This window comes from Tahibacter sp. (genome assembly GCF_032229445.1).
Lineage (GTDB): Bacteria > Pseudomonadota > Gammaproteobacteria > Xanthomonadales > Rhodanobacteraceae > Tahibacter.
The window spans coordinates 66283-87466 of sequence record NZ_JAVTWC010000093.1 but is presented as its reverse complement, the minus strand read 5'-3'; the positions used below and the strand labels follow the sequence as shown (position 1 = coordinate 87466).

General features: G+C 63.6%; 7 protein-coding genes. 3 read left to right on the top strand and 4 right to left on the bottom strand.

Annotation, left to right across the window (positions count from 1 at the left end; translation table 11 throughout):
• Positions 1 to 36 precede the first annotated feature (36 nt).
• From RUU78_RS15895 to RUU78_RS15885, 3 genes are all read left to right on the top strand, one after another.
• A complete protein-coding gene (locus RUU78_RS15895) occupies positions 37 to 14778 on the top strand; it encodes an SDR family NAD(P)-dependent oxidoreductase (protein ID WP_313918315.1) in 14742 nt (4913 codons plus the stop codon).
• Complete coding sequence (locus tag RUU78_RS15890) at positions 14768 to 15865, top strand: MupA/Atu3671 family FMN-dependent luciferase-like monooxygenase (protein WP_313918312.1); 1098 nt, start codon at positions 14768 to 14770, stop codon at positions 15863 to 15865. The genes RUU78_RS15895 and RUU78_RS15890 overlap by 11 nt, the downstream gene beginning before the upstream one ends.
• Before the next feature lie 108 nt (positions 15866 to 15973).
• On the top strand, positions 15974 to 17281 hold the full coding sequence (locus RUU78_RS15885; RefSeq protein ID WP_313918311.1) for a M48 family metallopeptidase: 1308 nt from the start codon (positions 15974 to 15976) through the stop codon (positions 17279 to 17281).
• Between the two features lie 246 nt (positions 17282 to 17527).
• On the opposite strand, the gene RUU78_RS15880 is transcribed toward RUU78_RS15885, so the two are convergent.
• From RUU78_RS15880 to RUU78_RS15865, 4 genes are all read right to left on the bottom strand, one after another.
• On the bottom strand, positions 17528 to 17758 hold the full coding sequence (locus RUU78_RS15880) for a hypothetical protein (protein ID WP_313918309.1): 231 nt from the start codon (positions 17756 to 17758) through the stop codon (positions 17528 to 17530).
• Positions 17748 to 18158 carry a hypothetical protein gene (locus RUU78_RS15875; protein WP_313918307.1) on the bottom strand — a complete coding sequence of 137 codons (411 nt, stop codon included), beginning with the start codon at positions 18156 to 18158 and terminating at the stop codon, positions 17748 to 17750. Before RUU78_RS15875 ends, RUU78_RS15880 begins: the two co-directional genes overlap by 11 nt.
• Positions 18158 to 18688: a hypothetical protein gene (locus RUU78_RS15870; protein ID WP_313918305.1), complete on the bottom strand. Its 531-nt coding sequence runs from the start codon at positions 18686 to 18688 to the stop codon at positions 18158 to 18160. Before RUU78_RS15870 ends, RUU78_RS15875 begins: the two co-directional genes overlap by 1 nt.
• A 362-nt stretch (positions 18689 to 19050) precedes the next feature.
• On the bottom strand, positions 19051 to 21147 hold the full coding sequence (locus RUU78_RS15865; protein ID WP_313918303.1) for a catalase: 2097 nt from the start codon (positions 21145 to 21147) through the stop codon (positions 19051 to 19053).
• Positions 21148 to 21184 lie beyond the last annotated feature (37 nt).

Sequence of the window (21184 nt, the reverse complement as noted above, 5' to 3'; positions counted from 1 at the left end):
AGTTCAGCGACAGGCATGCCGCTCAGAGGCGCGAAAATGACAAAGCTGGAAATTTTGCAGGCGCTGGAACGCCGTGAGATCGATGTGCGGCAGGCCAAGCGCCTGCTGGCGGATCTGCGGGCAAACGCGGGTGCGCTTGCGTCGGACGCTAGCGTCTTGCTGACATTGAGTTGCTCCCAGCAGCGGCTTGAACCGGCGGCGCTGTCCTACCCGGCCGCCATGGTGTTGATTTCCGACCTCACCGCCGGTACACGCTGTGACAGCGCGCTGGCGGGCGTGCAGTGGACAATTCCGTTTGCCGCCCCCGACAGTGAAAATCTGCCGTTGGCAGACTGCGACGCGGTTCTTCTGCTGCTTGGGGCCGATTGCGCAGACGAGTGCCAGGAAAAGCTGCAATCGGCTTTTCAGTGGCTTGGCGCCTTGCGTCGGCATCCCGGCAAGCGCGTGCTGTTCGCGTGCCATGGCCGCTTCCACCTGTCCCTGTCGCAAGGCATTGCCGGCCTGGTGCAGGTCATGCGCGCAGAGCATCCGGCTTGCGTCATAAGCGTGATCCACACCGAATCCCCCGACGTGGAAACGGCGCTGCGCGCCTTGCGCGCGCTGGCCGGACTGGACGTTGGCGCCTATTTCGAGCTGTCGCTGGTCGATCGCACCTGCTACCGGCCGGTCCTGGTCGAGAACCTGCAGTCAGCGCCGATCTCACGCGTCGGGTTGCGCCAGAACGGCGTATACCTGATTACGGGCGGCGCCGGTGGTATTGGACTGCAGATCGCGCGTCATCTGAAGCACAGCTACGGCGCCCGGCTGGTGCTCGCGGGCCGTAGTCCCCTGGACGAGCGATTGCGCCGCTCGCTCGACGACGCGCAGCTGAGCTGCGACTACTTCAGCGTTGATGTGGCCGACGACGCACAGGTTGCCGGGCTGATGGCGCAGATTGGCGCGCTGCATGGCGAACTGCATGGCGTCATCCATGCCGCTGGCGTGCTCGATGACAGCTATTTCATAAGGCAGGATGTGTCGCGCTTTGCCGGTGTGCTGGCACCGAAACTGCTCGGAGCACATCGGCTGGACCTGCACAGCCGCAGGTTCGATCTCGATTTCTTCGCCCTGTGTTCATCCATGGCTACCTCGCTGCCCAATACTGGGCAGGCGGCGTATGCCGCGGCGAATCGCGCCATGAGCGCGATGACCGCGTTGCGCTGTGCCGCGGGCGCGCCGGGACGCACGGTTGCTCTCCACTGGCCACTGTGGGATGGCGGAAGCATGGGGTTGTCGGCGCAGGAAAAGGCTGCTCAGGCCGAGGCTTTCGGCATTTACCCGATGCCCGTTGCAACCGGCATGCAGACGCTGGAGGCAATGCTGGCGAGCGGGGAAACGCAGCGCTGGTACCTGTTCGGCGAACGCCCCAAGCTGGAGCGGTTGCTGGCCGGCGTGGCGCAGCCAGTGGCGCAGTCCTTGCCGGTGGACGTTGCCGCGCCGGACGGAATCGGCAGCATCGTCGAATTTCTTGTCACGGCGATCGCACAAGCCACCGAGACCGCGCGGGAAAAGATACATCCCGACCAGACATTCGATGCCTATGGCCTCGACTCGCTGATGATCAATCGCCTGAACGTGGAGCTGGCGACACAGTTCCAGGGCGTTGCCAAGACCGTGTTCTTCGAATATCCGTCGATTCGCGCCCTGGCGCAGCATCTGCTTGTACAACCGCGTCAGGTGCCCAAACCGGCAGCGCAAGACAGTTCATTGGCTGAGCCGGTGCATTCGTCATCCGCGCAGGCTTGGGAACAGCGCTCCTGCACGCGCCGGCCGACGCCGCTTGAGCAGGACATTGCCATCGTCGGCGTCGCCGGCCGCTATCCGGATGCGGCCAATATTGCCGCCCTGGCGGCACGCTTGCGCGCGGGTGCCGATTGCATCGGCGAAATTCCTGCAGCGCGCTGGCCGCTCGTGGGTTTCAGCACGGATGACGCACACGCGTCGCTGACGGCTGGCGGCTATCTTGACGATGTGGAAATGTTCGACCCGTACTTCTTCGGGATCTCGCCGCGGGATGCCGAAAACATAGACCCGCAGGAGCGCCTTTTCCTGCAGACCGTCTGGCACGCGCTGGAAAACGGCGGCTACAGCGTGGAAAAGCTACATGCGCGAAGCCTGCGGCACGATGCGCTGGGCCAGCCGCGTCACCGGGTGGGTGTATATGCCGGTATCGCGGCGGGCCAATATTCGCTGCTGGTCGCGCGTGATCATCAGCCCGGCGAGGCGGTGTGCGCGCAGTCGAGTTCCTGGTCGGTGGCCAACCGCGTATCGTATTTCCTCGACCTGCACGGCCCCAGCCTGTCCATCGATAGCGCGTGCTCGTCATCGCTGTCGGCGCTGGACATCGCCTGCACCGCGCTGAGGAATGACGATATTGCCGTGGCTATTGTCGGCGGTATCAGCCTCAATCTGGACCCGCTTCGCAACCGGGTGCTGGAGGCTGCGCACATGCTGTCGGCCGACAGGCGCTGCCGCAGCTTCGGCGCCGGGGGAACCGGTTTCGTGCCCGGCGAGGGTGTTGCAGCGCTTGTACTCCGGCGGCTTGGCGATGCGCAGCGCGACCGGGACAACGTTCTGGGCGTCATCAAGGCATGCCGCCTCAACCACGGCGGCCGCACCAACGGTTATACGGTGCCCAGTCCGGTCGCCCACGCGAGCCTGATTGCCGAAACCCTTGCCGAGGCCGGAGTGAGTGCCGCGGATGTGAGCTATGTCGAAGCGCACGGCACAGGCACCCAGCTTGGCGATCCGATTGAGCTGGCTGGGCTTGGCAGGGCATTTGGTCTGGGAGCCGGACACACGACACAGTCGCCCTGTGCGATCGGTTCGATCAAAAGCAACATTGGCCATCTGGAGCCAGCCGCCGCGCTGGCAGGCCTGACGAAGATCCTGCTGCAATTTGAGAGCGCGACGATATTCCCGTCCCTGCATTCGCGCACATTGAATCCGGCGCTGGATATCGACAAGACGCATTTCTTCGTGCCGCAGGCTGCGACGGACTGGATTGCCGGTCCGGCGGGCAGGCGGATCGCGGTGCTGAGTTCGTTCGGAGCCGGAGGCTCGAATGGTCACGTGATCCTGGAGCATCGGGACCGCGTCGAGGATCCACACACAGTTGCCGCGTCACCGCCGGCAGGGGCACAGCTGTTCCTTTTCTCGGCGATGACGCGCGGTCGGCTTGATGCGCTCGTGCAGACCTATATTCAGTGGCTGCAGTCAGGAAAGACCCAGGCAAGTCTTCCGCCGCCTGAAAATCTGGCGACGCTGCTGCGCACTGCGCGCGCGTCGCTGGATTGCCGGCTTGCAGTCATCGCCCAGGGCTACGACGAGTTGCTGGCTGTCCTCTGCAGCTTCATCCGGCAGGAAACGCATCAGGCCTGGCGCTATCACTGCATGTCCGAACGCCCCCTGACAGTGCAGGCAGCCATGCCAGCGGAGCAGATGCTGGCACTGATACGACGCGCGGCGTGGTCGACACTCGCCGACAGTTGGCTTGACAACCGCAGCATACCCTGGCACGAGGAACCCGCCACCCGCGTGATTGCGCTGCCGCTGTATCCGTTCGAGAGCAAGCGTTGCTGGTTCCATGACAACAAGGCGATGTCCCGCCAGGCCCCGACCGCGCCCGAAGCGCCGGTTGCGCGGTATCCGATCGGGCACCGCATCGAGCGGCCGGCCGCCGGTGATGCGCGTGTTGTCTTCCACCTGGATGCTACCGAACCCATGGTCGGGGAGCACCGCTTCAACTCACACGTCATTGTCGCCGGCACCTTGCAACTCGAACTGGTTCGCGCGGCGACTGCGCTGCTGGGAACATTTGCAGTCGGGACGCCGCTGAGCTTTCGCGATGTCATCTATGCGAGCGTGCTGAATGTGGATCAGGCAGTGGACGTCACGGTCACTCTGACTACGCACGAACGCGGCCAGTTCGCGTTCGAGGTCGCGGCCCAGGGCACCCACGCGCGCGGCTTTGTCGCGCCCGCGCCGCCGGATGCGGCGCAGGCCGGGCAGGCCACGGCGACGAGCGGCGACCGCATGCAGTCGATGGCTGGCGCGGAGCTTTACCGGCTGTTCGCTCAGGCAGGCTACGCGTATGGCGAGCTTTACTGCGGCATCGAGTCCGCTACGTTCGGAGCCGATGGGTGCCTGGCGACGATACGCCAGGCTGATCCGTTAGCTGACGGCGCCAGGCGCTATCAGCCAATGTTGTTCCACCCCGCCATCGTGGATGCCGGACTGCAGTCGATTGCGCTGATGAACACGCGCGCCGGCCACCAATTCCTGCCTTTTTCCTGCGCCGAGATACGCGTGCAGCGTCCGGCTGAGCACATCGTCCGCTCGGTCGCTGTGCGCCGGGCCGGCAGTAGCGCCGACGAGCAGCGTTTCGACATACGTCTACTCGACCGGCACGACCGCGAATGTATCGCCTATCTGGATTTTTGCGCCCGCGCCACGAGCAGCGCCAGCTCCGTGACTGCTGGCGGCACCAATCTGTATCGTCCGCTTTGGCAAGTGCATGCATTGCCGTCAGCGCGACCGGAGCCAGAGCCGGCCGGCTTTACCTTGGTGCTGGCGCCGCCGCATCCCAGCCTGCTGCTGGATGCGCTGATCGAGGCACTGGGCAAAGACAATGTACGGCGCCTGGACATTTCGGCCTCCCAGGACTGGTCGCACATCAAAGACGCGCTGCATGACGCCGGCAGCCGGCGCGTGCGGCTGCTGCATTGTGTAGGATTGTCCGACAGCGCCGCCGCGCAGCGCGACGGTTCCGATGTGGACGGCGCACTCGACCGGAACGCGCTTTACTCCCTGTTCGACCTTTCCAAGCTCCTGTTCGGTCTGAGCGATGCCCGCGTCGAGTTGACCGTGGTCACCGATGACGTTTTCCAGCTAGAAGGCGGCGAAAACTTCAACCTTGCCAGCAGCAGTCTCGCAGGCTTCGCCAGATCGCTATCGCGGGAGCTGGTGGGCGCGAAGGTCGCCCTGTTGGACTTCGACAGCGCCGACATCGCCGCACGCGCGCCGGCAGCACGGCGTGAATACCTGGGCAAGTGGCTACGCGCGGACTTGCCTTCGCTGCCGCACAGTGCCGTAGCCATCCGCCATGACGTCGCCCATACCGAGTCCTTCGCACCGGTGGCACGCACACACATCGGCAATGCCGACGCGCTGAAAGCCCGCGGCACCTATCTCATTGTCGGTGGCTCCGGAGGGCTTGGTTCGGCAACGGCCGCATTTCTCGCCGAGCAGTACTCGGCTACCGTCATTCTGGTCGGGCGCCGCTCGACACCGCGCGGCCTGATCGAGTTGCAGGAGCCGGGCTGCGGGCGGATCCTGCACTACCGTGCCGACATCACCTCCACCAAGGACGTGCTCAAGCTGGCGCGGGATATTGAATCGGACTATGGCCGCATCGATGGTGTCTTCCATTCGGCCGTGGTTCTGCGTGATGTGTCTGTACGGCAGATGAGCCGGGAGGCACTCGACGAGGTGCTGGCGCCCAAGACCGCGGGCGTGGTGAATTTCTTCAGATACCTTGCGCCGCTCTGTCGGGACCTTGTTGTTCTGTATTCGTCGGCGATTTCGCAGAACGGCACCGAGGGACAGGCGAACTACGCCGCGGCGTCGGCGTTTGAAGACGCTTATGCGCGGGCCATGATACACACCTTCAGGCAGCGGGACGACGCGCCGAAAATCGTCCTGATCAACTGGGGGTTCTGGCGCGAAGTCGGCATCGTCGCCACCAGCAAGTATGTCGGTGCGTTTGCCCGAAAGGGCATTGCAGGCCTGTCGACGGCCGAGGGCATGGCGTTGCTGCAGCTTGCAGTGAACGGGGATTTCAGCCAGGTCGTGACCGGCTCCGACGATGTGCTGACGGCGGCAAGCACGTCACCGCTTCGCGCGCCCGATACCGCGCGCCGGTCGTTCGAGTCGTCCCTGGAACGGTTCTGGAAAAAGCTGGATGTCCAAAACATTGACCTGGGTGCCGGCGAAGGCATACGCGACGAACTGCAGACATGTGTCGAGGAATTGCTGCTTGTCACCTTGCGGGATGCCGGCCTTTTCCTGCAGCAGACCCGCATCTGGCCGGTGGCGGAGGTGATAGGGCAGTTGTGCGTCGTGCCCGACTATCAGGCCCTGCTGCAGGCCTGCATGGCGATTCTTGTCGGCGCGGGCAGGCTGGACCAGGTCGATGGCGGCGTGAGCCTGAGTGCGCGGCCGGTGGCCTCGCGGGCTCAGGTCGAGACGCGCATTGAACAGCTCGCGCAGGCGCACGCGGATACTGCTCCCATCCTGACCCTGTTCAGGCGCTGCATGGACCATCTCGCCGCCGTGATGGGCGGCAGGATGAGCTATGCGGAAGTTCTGTTTCCGCGCGGATCGGACCGGCTGGTCGCACCGCTGTATCGGGACAATCCGGCCTCCGATCTGTTCAATCGCGTCATCCGGCATGGTCTTGAAGCCTATTTGCGCGCAGAGGCGCACTGCCCGCGCGGTCGACCCGTGCGCGTGCTGGAGATCGGTGCCGGCACAGGCGGCACCACGCGCTTGCTGCTGGATGCGCTCACGCGCGGGGAGCCCGCCGTGGAGTACGTGTTTACCGACATATCGAGCAGCTTCGTCAACGCCGGCCGGGAGCGCTTCGGACCACAGGCCGCCCGGATGTCCTTCGCTGTCCTGGACATTGAGGACGAAGCGTCGCAGCGCCAGCTGCGTAACCAGTTCGACGTCGTGATCGCGACCAACGTCCTGCACGCCACGCGCTCAATCGGGCAGGTGCTGCAGCATTGCCGCTCGCTGCTGCGCGATGGTGGCGTGCTGATGCTGAACGAGGCTTGCGAGCGAAAAGACATCATGACTCTGACCTTCGGCCTTTCGTCAGGCTGGTGGACGTTCGAGGATCCTGCGCAGCGGATAGAACATTCACCGCTGCTGAAGCCAGAACGATGGTCGCACCTGCTGCGCCACGCGGGGTTTACCGATATCCAGTTCATCGGTGACAGCCCGCACAGCGATGCATTCGGTCACTTCGCCTGCTTTGCCTGGGCCGGGCATGGGGATGGCGCGCAGGCTGTGACTGAATCCGCACGGCCTGATTCTTCGCCCGCGGCAGTGCAAAGCGGCGTTCCCAGCGCATCGGTGGACATTGCCCATTCGGCGGACGAAGTAGCAATCGCCGGCGTCATTCGCCAGCACCTTTCCGAACTGCAGAGAATTCCGCCAGATGAACTCGGCGATCACGTCAGCTTCAACCGCTACGGCGTGGACTCCATCGTTTCATTGCAGCTTCTGGACCGCCTTCGCGTTCGCTGCCCGGCACTGTCCAACGAGGCCGTGATCCGCCACAACACGATCGCATCACTGGCTCGCCACATGGCAGCCATCACGGCGGGAGAGGTGGCCGACGGGCGCTCTCATCACGCGCAGGAATCAGGTGTGTCGCGGGATGCGGAATCTGCCGGCGCTGTCGCAGCCGGGGAGGGGGCCATGCTGCCACCCGAAGTCAGTAGCGAGGCGTATCCGGCGCACCGACCGGTGCGCGCTGCCAGCCCGCCTGACTTTGGCGAACCATCCACCCAAGTGGGCGAAATTGCGATCATCGGCATCAGCGGTCGCTATCCGGGTGCTGCCGATATCGACACCTTCTGGGCGAATCTCGTCGCAGGCCACAGCGCCTTCGGCCCGACCCCGACCGACCGTTGGCCGGCATCTGCTCCACTGGCCGCCGGAATGCTCAGCGGCGGTTATCTGGATCGTATCGACTGCTTCGATTCGCTGTTTTTCCATGTTTCGCCGCGCGACGCGCAACGCATGGATCCGCAGGAGCGGCTGCTGATCGAAACCTGCTGGCTGGCCGTCGAAGATGCGGGGTACACGCCTGCCGGTCTGGATACCACGGATACCCAAAATGGGGTCGGCGTGTTCGCGGCCACGATGTATGGGCATTACGAATTGCTGGCCGCCGACGAGTGGGCAAAAAATCATCCGGCCTCGGCGTCATCAGCGCATTACGCACTGGCCAACAACGTGTCGCGACTGATGAATTTCACCGGCCCCAGCGTCACGGTCGACAGCGCCTGTTCCTCCGCGCTCACGGCCTTGCATCTGGCGGTGATGCACTTGCGCAGCGGCGATTGTGCGGTCGCGCTCGTCGGCGGTGTCAATCTGGTACTTCATCCTTCTCACCTGGCATCGCTCGATGCGATGAAGATGCTTTCACCCAGCGGACAATGCCGGGTATTTGCCGCAGACGCGGACGGCTTCCTGGTCGGTGAAGGCGTGGGCGCGATGGTTATCAAACCGCTAGCTGCGGCGCGGGCAGACGGTGACCATATCTATGCAGTCGTCAAGGCTGTCGCGTCCAACGCCAACGGTTCCACGGCTACTGCCGTGCCTTCGGCAGCGGCGCAGGCCGCTGTGATCCGGCGAGCGCTGGACAAGGCCGGGCTCAGCGCGGATTGCATCGACTACATCGAGCTGCAGAGCACTGGCTCTCGCCTCGGCGACAAGGCCGAAATCGATGCCCTGGGCCGCGTATTCGGCACTGCCGAGTCGCGGCGTGACCGACCGCTTTGGCTCGGCTCGGTCAAGCCCGGAATCGGCCATCTCGAGGCGGCGGCCGGAATGGCGCAGCTCACCAAAGCGGTGCTGCAGCTGCGGTGGGGCAGGTTGGCGAAGACGATTGCAGATTTTGCTCCCGAACCTGAGGCCAACTATTTTGGGCCCAACCTTCAGCTTGTGCGCGAAACCCGGGACTGGCCGTTCACGCCCGCGCGACCGCGGCGGGCGGGGATCAGCTCGTTCGGGGCCGGGGGCAGCAATGTCCACGTCATCATCGAGGACTACATGGCGCAGGCGCGCACTGCGCCGTGCCGCGGTCTGTTGCTGTTTCCGCTATCGGCGCGCAAGCCGGCGATCCTGCGCCGCTATGCGGACCGGATGGCGCAGTATTTTTCGAACCACCCGGATCTGTCTGTGGCCGAGGTGGCGTTTACCGCGCAGGTGGGTCGCGTGGCGCAGCGGTTCCGCCTGTGCCTGGCGTTCTCGGATCTGACTGACTTGCGCGGCAAGCTTGCGGAGTTCGCCGGGAGCGGCGCTATCCGCGATGGCTTTAGCGGTGAAGTGGAGGAATCCGCTTCGCGGGCAGCTGCAGAAGCGGAGCCGCATAGCGAGGCACCGCCGGCGGCGCTAGCCAGGCGTTGGGTCAGTGGTGGCGAAGTGGACTGGCTGGCGATGTATGCGGGCGAATTCCCCGGTCGCCTGGCGTTGCCGGGCTACCCGTTCGAAGAGGTCAGGCACTGGTTTGAAAAGGCAGAACCGAGGCCTGTGGCAGCTGTGTACCCAATGCAAAATGACCAAAAAGGCACTGGCGATGGAGCGACAAGAATCATGACTAATGCTGCCGCGACGCCGGTAACGGCCGTGGATGACCGCACGATCACGCTGGCCGACATACAGACGCTGGTCTGCGGACAGATCGGGGAAGTCCTCAAGATTGACCAGGCCGACATTCATCCCGAAGGTCCGCTGAGCGAATATGGATTCGACTCGATCACGCTGACCGAGCTGGTGGCGCGCTTTGCCGAGCCCTACGGCATCGATATCGACGTGACGGTATTTTTCGAGCACACCACGGTACAGCAGTTTGCAAATTTCCTTTTTGAGCATCACGCCGCAAAGATCTCGGCGCTGCATGTGCCGGCCGCCGTCACGTCGCCTGCATCAGCCGTCAAGGAGTTGCCGGCTGCCGCGCCGGGCGGGGCTTGCCTGCTCACCGAAGAGGATGTATTGCGGATCGCTGCCGGCGCGGAACGCGATTCCGCGCTGGGAGCGGGGGGGGGCAATGCCGCTGCACCGACTTTGGAAGACATTCAATCACTGGTCGTGCGGGAGGTCTGCAGCGTACTGTCGATCGACGCGAAAGAGATCCGCATCGAGGGCCCGCTGAGCGAATATGGTTTCGATTCGATCAGCCTGTCCGAGCTGGTGGCTCGCTTCGCTGAGCCCTACGACATCGACATTGATGTCACGATCTTTTTCGAGCACACCACGCTGGGCAGCTTCGCGCGCTATTTGTTCGAGTCGCATGCGGGCCGGCTGGCCGGTGCCGCCGGCGGGCAAGTCGCGGCGGACGGAGCCGTCATTTCTGTCGCTTCGCATGCACCCGTGAAAACCGCGCCGCCCGCTTTGCACGACCCGGTTCAGCTGGTTTTCCCGCAGGCATCGGCACCCGTGCGCGGCGCCGACAGCCCGCTGGCCGGTGGGCCTGGCCTTAGCCTGAGCCTTGACCTGCTGCGGGAATTCCTGGCCGAGCAAGTCAGTGACCTGCTCAAGATAGATCGCCTTGAAATCCGCATGGACATGCCGATGCGTGAACTCGGTTTCGATGCGGTCAATTCGTCGGAGCTGCTTCGGCGTCTCAACCTGCCGCAAGATATCGGCATCGACGTGCGGTCATTCATCAGCCATCCATCGCTAGGCAGCTTCGCCCAGCAGCTGTTTGATCGCCATGTACTGGCGTTGCGTGACTTCGGGGAAAAACGTGGCGCGGATCAGGCCGGCGCAGCCTCGCGCGTGGTCGAGCAGCGAGCGCAGGTAGCGCCGGCCGCGGTGACTGCGCCAGCCGCGATTACCGTGCGGGACAAAGACGTCGCGGTCATCGGCATGGCCGGGCAGTTCCCAGGCAGTACGGATCTCGAATCGTTCTGGCAGAACCTGTGCGAAGGGCAGACGTCGATCACAGGCTTCCCGACACGGCGCACCGAAGAATTTACTTTGTACGCGGCCCGCCAGGCGTATCCGGAGTTCGATTATTTCTTCAGGGGCGGCTTCCTCGACGATTTCGACAAGTTCGATCCGCTGTTCTTCAAGATCTCTCCGGTGGAGGCCCGCACCATCGATCCGCAGCAGCGCCTGCTGCTTGAGTGCGCCTGGCAGACAATCGAGGATGCTGGCTACAATCCGCGCGCGCTGTCGGGATCGTTGACTGGAGTCTTCGTCGGCGTGGCCACGTCCGAGTATGCGGACATCCTGACCCTGCTGGCCAAAGACGATCAGGCACGGGATTTCACCGGCACGCTGTTTTCGGCACATGCCAACCGCATCTCGTTCAATCTTGATCTGCACGGGCCGAGCGAAGCGATAGATACAGCCTGCTCCAGCTCCCTCGTTGCAGCGCATCGTGCGGTGCAATCGCTGCGCAGCGGCGAATGCCAGCTCGCGCTGGCCGGCGGTGTCAACATCATCCTGGGTTGCGCTGCGTTCCTGATGTTCGGCGCGGCAGGCATGCTGGCCAGGGATGGGCGGTGCAAGTCATTCGATGACAAGGCCGACGGTTACGTGCGCGGCGAAGGCGTAGGCTTCGTGCTGCTCAAGCCATTGGCCAAGGCGATCGAAGATGGCGACAACATACGTGCCGTGATCAAGGGAACCGCCATCCGTCACGGCGGCAGGGCAGCGTCGATGACATCTCCTGGCGTTGTCTCGCAGGCCAGCCTGATCCGCCAATCGCTGGACGATGCAGAACTTGGCACCGAGACGATCGGTTATATCGAGGCCCACGGCACCGGCACACGGATCGGCGATCCGATCGAGATCAACGCGCTGCGCAGGGTGTTTACCGACAGCACGGCGGCTCGCTGCGCCATTGGCACGGTCAAAGCCAACATCGGTCACCTGGAGACGGCAGCCGGTATTGCAGGCCTGATCAAGACGATTCTCGTGCTTGAGCGAGGCGTGATTCCTCCGCTGGCAACGCTCGATACGGTCAATAGCATGATCAAACTCGAAGACAGCCGGTTGTACCTGCCTCGCGAGAAGCTTTCCTGGCAGACAGGTTCCGAGTTACCCCGCACGGCCGGCGTGAGTTCTTTCGGCATCGGTGGCGTGATCGTCCACCAGGTGCTGCAGCAGGGCTCGTGTTTCCAGCGCAACACCACCGCTGGCGCGCGCGCGGCCACGTATCCGGTCGTTCTGAGTGCGCAGTCCAGGGCTCAGCTCAAGCGCTATTGCACCGCGCTGCTCAAGCGGATCACCAGCGACGAGACGCTGCAGTTGCATGATGTGGCGTTAACCCTGGCCAGGGGGCGCGAAGCATTTCCCCACCGCGTAGCCATGCTGGCGACATCCCGACCGCAGCTGCTCAACCAGCTGATTGGGTTCATTACTGACGAACCGTCCAGCGATGTCGTCAGCGGCCATGCCGAACGCACGAATGCCTCCACGCCTGTGAGCGCAGCCTTGACGTCCGACAGTCCGCGCGCGGCGGCCGAGACCTGGGTCCGGGGCGGGCCGGCATCGTGGGATTCGCTATTCGCCGGAATGTCGTATCGCAAAGCATCCCTGCCGAGCTACCCGTTCGAGCGCGAATCGGTTTGGGTGCCCGGCAAAGTCATCCTGGTGACGGAAGAGGAAGCGGCGCTGCGCCGCGCACAGCGCGAGCCCGCACGGCCGGCCCCCGCCGCGCCGGGACCCGTGGCCACGCAACCGCCGCAGCAGGACACGGCGAATGTAAGCGCGGACAAATCCCGCACCGAAGTAGCCAGTCCGCCCGCCTTGCACGCGGTCGACGTGAAGCAGGCCGTTCTGGAGAACATCGCACGAGTGTTCTCCGAGACCATGCACATCCCCATGGAAAAATTGAATCCCACAAGCCAGTTCGCCGATTTCGGCGTGGATTCGCTGTCGGGGCTGCGCATCATGCAGCGCCTGCAGCAGGAGTATGGCAGCGAGCTACCCGCCGCTGCGGTACTGGAAAATCCGACCCTGCTGGATCTTGCCGGATTCATCGCTGAATCCATCGTCGCGGCTGATCGCGGCGACGTGTCCGTCGCGGCCGAAGCTCATGCGCCGCAACCCGCCGCGAACCCCACGCCGGACCCGGCAGCGCAGACGAATGTGCCGGCCAGCATGGCAAACCCCGGCGCCAAGCCTGCATCCCGGCCGCGCGTTTCCGTGCTGAACATCAAGCCGGGACTGGCGCAATACCCGCTGGTGATTCTGTGCGGACCTTCCGGTGACCTGACCTGGTGCATGCACTGGATTGATACGCTGGCCGAAGGACAGCGCGTCATCGGCATCGAGCTTGCGGGCTTTGGTGACGCGAACGCGCGCGAGCCGGTAGCGTTCGAGAACCTGTCTACTTTGGCCCGCGAGCTGGCCGAACCGCTGCGGGACATCGACTGTGGCGACGGGTTCCGTCTCGTCGCGTATTCCAGTATGGCAACGGTCGCCGCACAGCTGTGCGATCTGCCAGTCATCGGCAATCGCCTGCACGAGGTGATTCTGGTCGACCCTCAGCCGGGTGCCAGCGTGGATATGCCTCAGCTATTCGAGATGTATGCGTGCGCATGGGGTGCCGATGCGGCGCCGGAAGCGCAGGTAAGCGCCATTGCCGCGCGTGCCCGAAGCGGCGAACAACCCGCAGTGCTGGTTTCGGCGATGGGCGCGCTGCTGACGCAGCATGGACGTGTACCCATGCCGGCAAACATGCTCGACGCCTGGCTGACGCGGGCAGCCGGTAACCTGGCCCAGCTCAACGCACTGCTGGCCGCCACCCTCATCAAGCCGGCGCCATATGCCGGCGCGATGACGGTGATCGAGTCGTCACTCAGTCCGTCGGATTATGTCGCGCAGGCCTGGCCGGTTGCAGAGGCGAACTACCGGCAGATTGATCTCGAACGCCGCATGCTGGTGAGCCGGTCCGCCCCGCACAGGCCGCGATCGCGCGTTGAAACGAAGGCAAGTACCGGCACGCAGCATCTTCGCCCGGGTCTGGTGACCTTGAATGGCACCGGTCGCCAGGGGAACATCGTTTGTTTTCCGACCCTGTACGGTGACGCAGGCTACGCGACCAGCCTCTCGCTCCACCTGGGGCGCGACTATTCGATGTATGCGCTGGAGCAGTGGCTCGGCGCCAGGGCGTTGACCTATCCCACGATTGAGACATTGGCCGGCGCTTTCGCCGATCAGCTATTGAGCAGTCCTGTCGCTGCACCGTATACATTGCTTGGCCTGTCGTTCGGCGGCGTCGTTGCCTATGAGGTCTGCCATCAGCTGCAGCGCGCCGGACATCCGGTCGAGAACCTCATCCTGATTGATCCTTACATGCCGAACACCGATGCATTCTCGGTGTTCGGCGAGATGCGCCTTGAAGTCGACGGCAAAGATCTCAACCAGATTGGCCTGGCGGGGATCATCTTTGACCGCTGGCGTGTCAATCAGGTATTGGATTTCGAGTTGCTGAACAATCTGGCAGAGGAAGATCAGATCGAGGTGATGGCACGCCATCTTGCCGCGCATTCTTCGGCGAAGCTGTCTTTCACTGCGGCGCGACGGGTGATCGCATCACATTTCGCAGTCGACAAGGCGAACCGGCACGCCAATACGCGTTATCACCCCGGCGCGCTGCCCCGCGACGTTAACACGCTGATGATCATGGCCAGCCAGGGTTTCTACAATCCGGCGGTGTACGAAGGGCAACGGGGGGCGCACCACTACGAAGCCAAAGAAGAGCAGATCATCGGTCTCTCCTCGGATCCCACCAAGGGATTCAGGCCCTTCCTGAAAGGAGAATTCCGTCTCATCGAGTTTGCCTGCGATCACCTCTCCATGCCGATGCACCTGCGGGAATGTGCCACGGCGATCGATCGCTTCCTAGGCGACACGCGCGCAGCGGCTGCCACCCGCAAGCTGGTTCCTTCGGTTCGCGGCACACAAGGGGTGGCGTATGAAATTTAGTGGCTTTGTCTTTGCGGCAGAAGATAACTATGCCCATGCCGAGCGCTATGCGTTCCTGTTCAAGGTTGCCGAATACCTGGATCAGAATGGCTTCACTGCTCTGTGGACGCCTGAAAGGCATTTCCAGGAGTTTGGCGGCTCGTTTCCCAACCCGGCTGTGCTGTCGGCAGCGCTCGCGGCGCGAACGAACCAACTGCAGATTCGAGCCGGTTCGGTGGTGGCGCCTCACCATCACTCGGTGAGGATCGCCGAGGAATGGGCGCTGGTTGATCAGATTTCCAAAGGCAGGGCCGGCGTCTGCTTCGCGACCGGCTGGCACAAACGCGACTTTGTGTTTTATCCGGAAAATTACGAAAAAAGAAAAGAAGTGACATTTCGGAAAATCGACGAAGTCCGGACCCTATGGGCCGGGAAATCCCTGGGCTGTCCGATTGGCAACGACATTGTCGATATCAGGATCCACCCGCAACCCGTCCAGCAACAGATCCCGCTCTGGTTGGTCTTCAGCAGCGACCCGAGCATCTGGACCAAGGCCGGCGAGCTGGGGCTCAACGTGCTGGCTCTGCTGAACTCATGGAATTCAATCGAAGAAAACATCGCCCGGTATCGCGACGCGAGGGTGCGCTTCGGTCATGATCCTGCAGCGGGCATCGTAACGGTCGGCCTGCATACGTTCATCGGGACGGACAACAAGACGGTCAGGAAACTGGTAGAAGCTCCCCTGAAACGCTATCTCGCCAGTTTCCTGCTGGCCAAGAATGACGACAAGAAGCTCAGCTCGCAGCAGGCGCCGATGACTGACGCCGAGCGGGACCTGATCCTCGAGGGGGCATTCCGTGATCTGTTCGACAGCCGGTCACTACTCGGCGACCTGGAGAAATGTGGGCGGGTGGTGGAATCGCTGGAGCGCATCGGCGTGGATGAAGTTGCCGCGCTCATCGATTTCGGGATGGATTTTCCGAGTGTTCTCGATTCGCTCGATAACTTCAGGGAATTGAAATTCCGTTTCGACAGCAGGACGGCTGCAAACAGCGTTTGCGACGAGGCTGGAGCCGATAGTGACTTCGGCTGGTATTTTAATCGCTGACGCTTGATGTTCGGGGGGCCGCGCAGGGTTTTCCGCCGCGTGGCATGCCATTTATCAAAGGGATGCGCCAGACACCGCGTCCGGTGCACCAATGCCAGGAGTTTGGGGATGGACGTTGTAACGGTCCTGATATTGAGCGCGATCTTGACTTTCTTCGCCACCAATCGCTTTTCGGAATGGATGAACGTGGCCGCGGCCAGTCAGCCTGTTCCGGCACAACTGCAGGAAATCTACCAGCCGGATCACCACCAGCGGTCACGCGACTATCTGAAGCAGACGGCCATCTACGAATTCATCAAGAACTTTTCGGCGCTTGTTTGCGTACTGGCGTTCTGGTTCGTGGGAGGCTTCGCAGCGGCGGATAATCTCCTGCGCAGCTTCGGCTTGTCGACGCTGGTCGGCGGCACGATCTTTGTCGTGTCCTATGTGCTCCTCATCGATCTTCTCAAAGTGCCGTTCTACCTTTACAAGCTGAAGATAGACCGCGAGTTCGGCGTGGGGAAAACAACGCCGGCCCTGTTCTTTGTCGACTACGCCAAGAATTTCATAGGCAGGCTGGTGATGCTGCCACTGCCGGTATTTGGCATCCTGTGGATCTTCGAGAAGATGGGGAGCCAGTCCTTCCTTTATGTCTGGCTCTTCGTTTCCGTCTGCGGCGTATTCATTCAGGACGTGTTTCTGCCGCTGCTTGCACCGCTGTTCAACAAATACCGCTCGCTCGAAGATGGTGAAATTCGAACCGCCGTCGCCGAATACGCCAAGCGCGTCAACTTCCGGTTCAAGGACATTGTTGTCGTCGACACATCGCAGCGGACCGCGGTTGCCGGCGCTTTCCTGCGCGGCTTCGGCAACAGCAAGAGCATCGTCCTGAACGATAACCTGATTCGCAGCGTAAGCCGTGACGAGATGGTGGCGGCGGTCGCTCTGGCCATCGGCAGGGACCGCTTCGACAACTGGTTCCTGGGGTTGATCGGAACCGTTGGCATGATCGGCATCATGTTCTACCTGATGTCGCTGTTCATCTGGGAACCGGGCATTTTCCGTGCGTTCGGGGTACAGCAGTCGGTCTACCTTGGGTTGGTCTTTTTCAGCCTGGTATTCCCGCCGGTTGAGCTCGGGTTCTCTATCGTTCGCAACTACATGTCGCGCCGTACGCAGGCGAAGGCTGATGCTTTCGCTGCAAGCACGACCGGTAATCCAGACAGCGTCATATCCGCGTTGAAGAAGCTCTCCGTCACCAGCCTCGCAAACCTCACGCCCCATCCGGCCTACGTGTTGCTCAATCACGCCAAGCCGCCGCTTGCCCAGCGTCTTCAGTCGATAGCCGGTACTCGTTACAGCTCCGCGGCAACAGAGGCGAAGGATTTCACCGATCCGCCATCGCTGCCGAGGGAGGCTTCCAGCAGAGCCAGCTGATTCCTGAAGCCGTAACCGGCGACCGGAAACTGGTGTGTCTCGCACTCACCCTGCGGCGGCTGCAGTGAATGGGATGGGGCTGTCGGGCGATCCAAGGATCGTCCGAGCAGCTTGCAGGCCGTTCAGAGGCAGCGCGAAGGTTTGAGTGAGGAAGGATTGAGTGAGTTTGCGCGCCGGGTAAGCGCAGCGAACTCGAGGTTCCTGCGATGCGTCCCCTTCGATTTACCCGGGGGGACGGATTTTCGTCTAGCCGCTCTTGATCAAGCCGAGCGCCACCGGCAGCGCCGCCTGAAGAATCGGCTTCTTGAAGCGGCGCGGCAGCAGCAGGAACACGACCGCCGCGCCGGCGATCACCCACGGATTGGTCAGGGCGCGTCGCGTCGGACGCTGCTTGACGGCGTGCGCACAGGCCACGAGACGATCATCGAGCCGGCAGGCAGCGACGTGCACCGCGTCAGGCGACGCGTTACCTCTCATCGAGCACCTCCAGCAGGACGCCGAGGCGGCGCCGGGTCTGGATAAACGTCAGGCGATCAAAGCGAACGTAAGCGAACCCGCCCGCGGCGATGGCAGCCATCAGGCCGATGCCGGCCGGTAGTGCAGTCGCGGCCCATACCGGCCAGCCGACTTCGCGCAAGCCCAGCATGGCGCCGCCAATGAGTGCGGTGAACACGACAAAGACACCGAACGCGGCAATACCGGCGGCGACCAGAATCCGCGGCAGGTTTTCGCGTGCAAGGTCCCCTTCCGTGCGAACCAGCCCGGCCCACGCGCGCAGGATGGGCACCGAATGGCGCCCGACGATCACGACGCGCGCTGCCCGGTCGAGCAGCGAACGCGCGGCGTCGGACCGTTCGGGCGGAGCCGGGGACTCCATCAGCGGCGGCGCCTCAGCAGCAGCGCCAGCACGAATCCGATGGCACCGGCGATGGCCAGCCCCTTCAGCGGCTTGGCGCGCACATAGTCGCTCACGCCTTCCTGGGCATCGGCGAGCGCATCTTGCGCCGAAGCCACGGCATCGCGCGAAACCTCCCGCACCGCGTCGGTCGCCTCTGCCCAGGCAGCCTTGCCCGCCTTGATGGCGTCGTCCAGATCGTCGCCAACGCCGTACATGGCTTCCTCGACCTCGTCGTGCACCGACTCGATGCCATCCTCCAGGTGATCGGCCGCATCCGCCGCGGCGTCGCCAATGTCATCGCGCGCTGCGGAAGCGCCAGCGCGCGCCGCATGCGCAGCGCGACGCGCGTGCGTTCCCACCGTGTCGCCGACGTCGTGCAACGCATCGGCCGCGTCGCCAGCGGCGCGCCGGACTCCGTCCCGCACGCCCTCGGCGCCTTCGGTGAGGCTGTCCTTGATGTCGCGCAGCGCGGCTTTGCCCTGTTCGAACGTGTTCTTGCGATCTGCCATGATTTTCTCCTTAGTAGGGCTGGGATTGAGCACGGGTTGTGCCAATGCCCTCCGTGAGGTATCTCGCGGCGTGCCATTCGCTCCCGCATGGCCACGGCCGGACAACTGCCCGATGCCCACGCGACAGGTCGTGCACGATGCGATGCCGGGGCGGTAGCGCGTGCGAGAGCGCCATCGCGAAGAACTGGGTCGGCCGTAAGCGTGGTAATGCGCATCCACCAGCGCGCGCGGCGGTGTTTGCAGCGAATTGCACGATGTGTGACCGTGCAGACCACTCGCGGCAGCAGGCGGTCCATCGACTGCCCGCCGCCGGGTGCTGTCGGCGCTCGACCGCCGGCAGCACGCCGCCTTCGCCAGTGCACTCAGGCCAGCGTGCGCACCGAGGCTTCGCGGTCGAACTGGCGCGTGGCGGCGGCCTCCAGGAATACAGCCGTTCCGGCCAGCGGCACCACGCCGTCGTCGGCCTCGACGCCAGCGGCCAGCAGCAACGCTTGAGCGCCGGGCGAGAACGCGATCGCCTTGAGATGGCCGAACGCATCGCGCACCCAGTCGACTGCCGCGGCTTCGCGCGCGAGCTTCGCGCCGGCGGCGTCGGATAGCACCAGCGCGACGGCATCGAAGACCAGCGACGGCGTACCGGCCAATTGCCCGTCAGCCGGCAGCCAGGCTCCCTTGCTGCCACGCACACCGCCGATTTTCGGCGCGACGATCTTGACTTGCGCGCCTTCTGCCTCGATCGCCTTGCGCAGCACATCGACGGCCTTGAGGTCGCTGCCCTCGTCCACGAGGATGCCGATGCAGCGGCCCTCCAGGGTGTGCTTCATGCGGCCGATCAGTCGCAGCGCAGGTGACAGCGCCATATCCCGCGGCTCGACCGCGGCGGCCGGCGCCGGCGGCAGGGCCGGCAGCCCGAGGCCATTGGCGACGCGCTGGGCCAGGTCCGCATCGATGTGGCGCAGGTGCCCGACGACGGCCTCGCGCACGTGCGGCGTGCCGACCTTCGACAGTTCGAAGACCAGTGCCGAAGCCATATGCGCCTGCTCGTGCGCGGTCTGGCTGCGGAAGAACAGGCGCGCCTGGCTGTAGTGGTCGGCGAAACTCTCGGGACGCAGGCGTCCCTTGGCGCCGGGGTCGCCCTCGGCCGCAAACGAACGGAAGCCGCTGCGGGATTCGCGCGGCGCATCGGCCTGCAGCGAACTCGGCTCATAGTTCACGCGGCCGCGCGGCACCTGGGTTTGCATGTGTCCGTCGCGCTGCAGGTTGGCGAATGGACATTTCGGCGCGTTGATCGGAAGTTGGTGGAAATTGGGTCCACCCAGGCGCGACAGCTGCGTATCGAGATACGAGAACAATCGCCCCTGCAGCAGCGGATCGTTGCTGAAGTCGATGCCGGGCACGAGATTGGCTGGGCAGTAGGCGACCTGTTCGGTCTCGGCGAAGAAGTTGTCGGGCCAGCGATCCAGCACGAGGCGGCCGATGACGGTCAGCGGGATCAGTTCTTCCGGAATCAGCTTGGTCGGATCCAGATGGTCGAACGGAAAACGCGCCGCGTCGTCCTCGCTGAACAGCTGCACGGCAAGATCCCATTCCGGGAACGCACCCGACGTGATCGCCTCGAACAGATCGCGGCGATGGTAGTCCGGATCGGCGCCGGCGGTCTTGACCGCCTCGTCCCAGACCATCGACTGCAGGCCGAGCTTCGGCCGCCAGTGGAATTTGACAAAGGTGGATTGTCCCTGCGCGTTGAGCAGGCGGAACGAATGCACGCCGAAGCCTTCGATCATGCGCAGTGAGCGCGGGATCGTGCGGTCCGACATCGCCCACATGATCATGTGCATCGATTCGGGCGTCAGCGAGATGAAATCCCAGAACGTGTCGTGCGCGCTGGCCGCCTGCGGGAAGGCGCGATCGGGTTCCATCTTCACCGAATGGACGAGGTCCGGAAATTTCATCGCGTCCTGGATGAAGAACACCGGGATGTTGTTGCCGACGAGATCCCAGTTGCCTTCCTGGGTATAGAACTTGACTGCGAAGCCGCGCACGTCGCGCGGTGTGTCGATCGAGCCGGCACCGCCGGCCACGGTGGAGAAGCGCACGAAAACCGGGGTGCGCTCGCCGACCTGGGTCAGCACCGCTGCGGTGGTGTGGCGCTTGAGCGACTTGGTGAGTTCGAAATAGCCGTGCGCCGCCGAGCCGCGTGCGTGCACGATGCGCTCGGGAATCCGCTCGTGGTCGAAATGGGTGATCTTTTCCCGCAGGATGAAATCTTCCAGCAGGGTCGGGCCGTTGATACCAGCCCTCAGGGAGTTCTGGTTGTCCGGAACCGGGATGCCCTGGTTCGTGGTCAGCGGCGGATGATCGCCGGCTGCGCTGCGGTGCAATTCTCCACCATTACCGATGGTGTCGTTGGTGGGCTTGGCGCGACGGCCAGTCGCCGGCGCTGCTTTCTGCTTGCTCATGAGGTGTCCTCCGTGTCGCGGGCATCCTCGGCGCTAC

What these genes read in the sequence shown, in the direction of transcription:
- RUU78_RS15885 (WP_313918311.1), top strand. Translation starts at nt 15,974, where the DNA reads ATGGACGTTGTAACGGTCCTGATATTGAGCGCGATCTTGACTTTCTTC.
- RUU78_RS15880 (WP_313918309.1), bottom strand. Translation starts at nt 17,758, where the DNA reads ATGAGAGGTAACGCGTCGCCTGACGCGGTGCACGTCGCTGCCTGCCGG.
- RUU78_RS15870 (WP_313918305.1), bottom strand. Translation starts at nt 18,688, where the DNA reads ATGGCAGATCGCAAGAACACGTTCGAACAGGGCAAAGCCGCGCTGCGC.
- RUU78_RS15875 (WP_313918307.1), bottom strand. Translation starts at nt 18,158, where the DNA reads ATGGAGTCCCCGGCTCCGCCCGAACGGTCCGACGCCGCGCGTTCGCTG.
- RUU78_RS15895 (WP_313918315.1), top strand. Translation starts at nt 37, where the DNA reads ATGACAAAGCTGGAAATTTTGCAGGCGCTGGAACGCCGTGAGATCGAT.
- RUU78_RS15890 (WP_313918312.1), top strand. Translation starts at nt 14,768, where the DNA reads ATGAAATTTAGTGGCTTTGTCTTTGCGGCAGAAGATAACTATGCCCAT.
- RUU78_RS15865 (WP_313918303.1), bottom strand. Translation starts at nt 21,147, where the DNA reads ATGAGCAAGCAGAAAGCAGCGCCGGCGACTGGCCGTCGCGCCAAGCCC.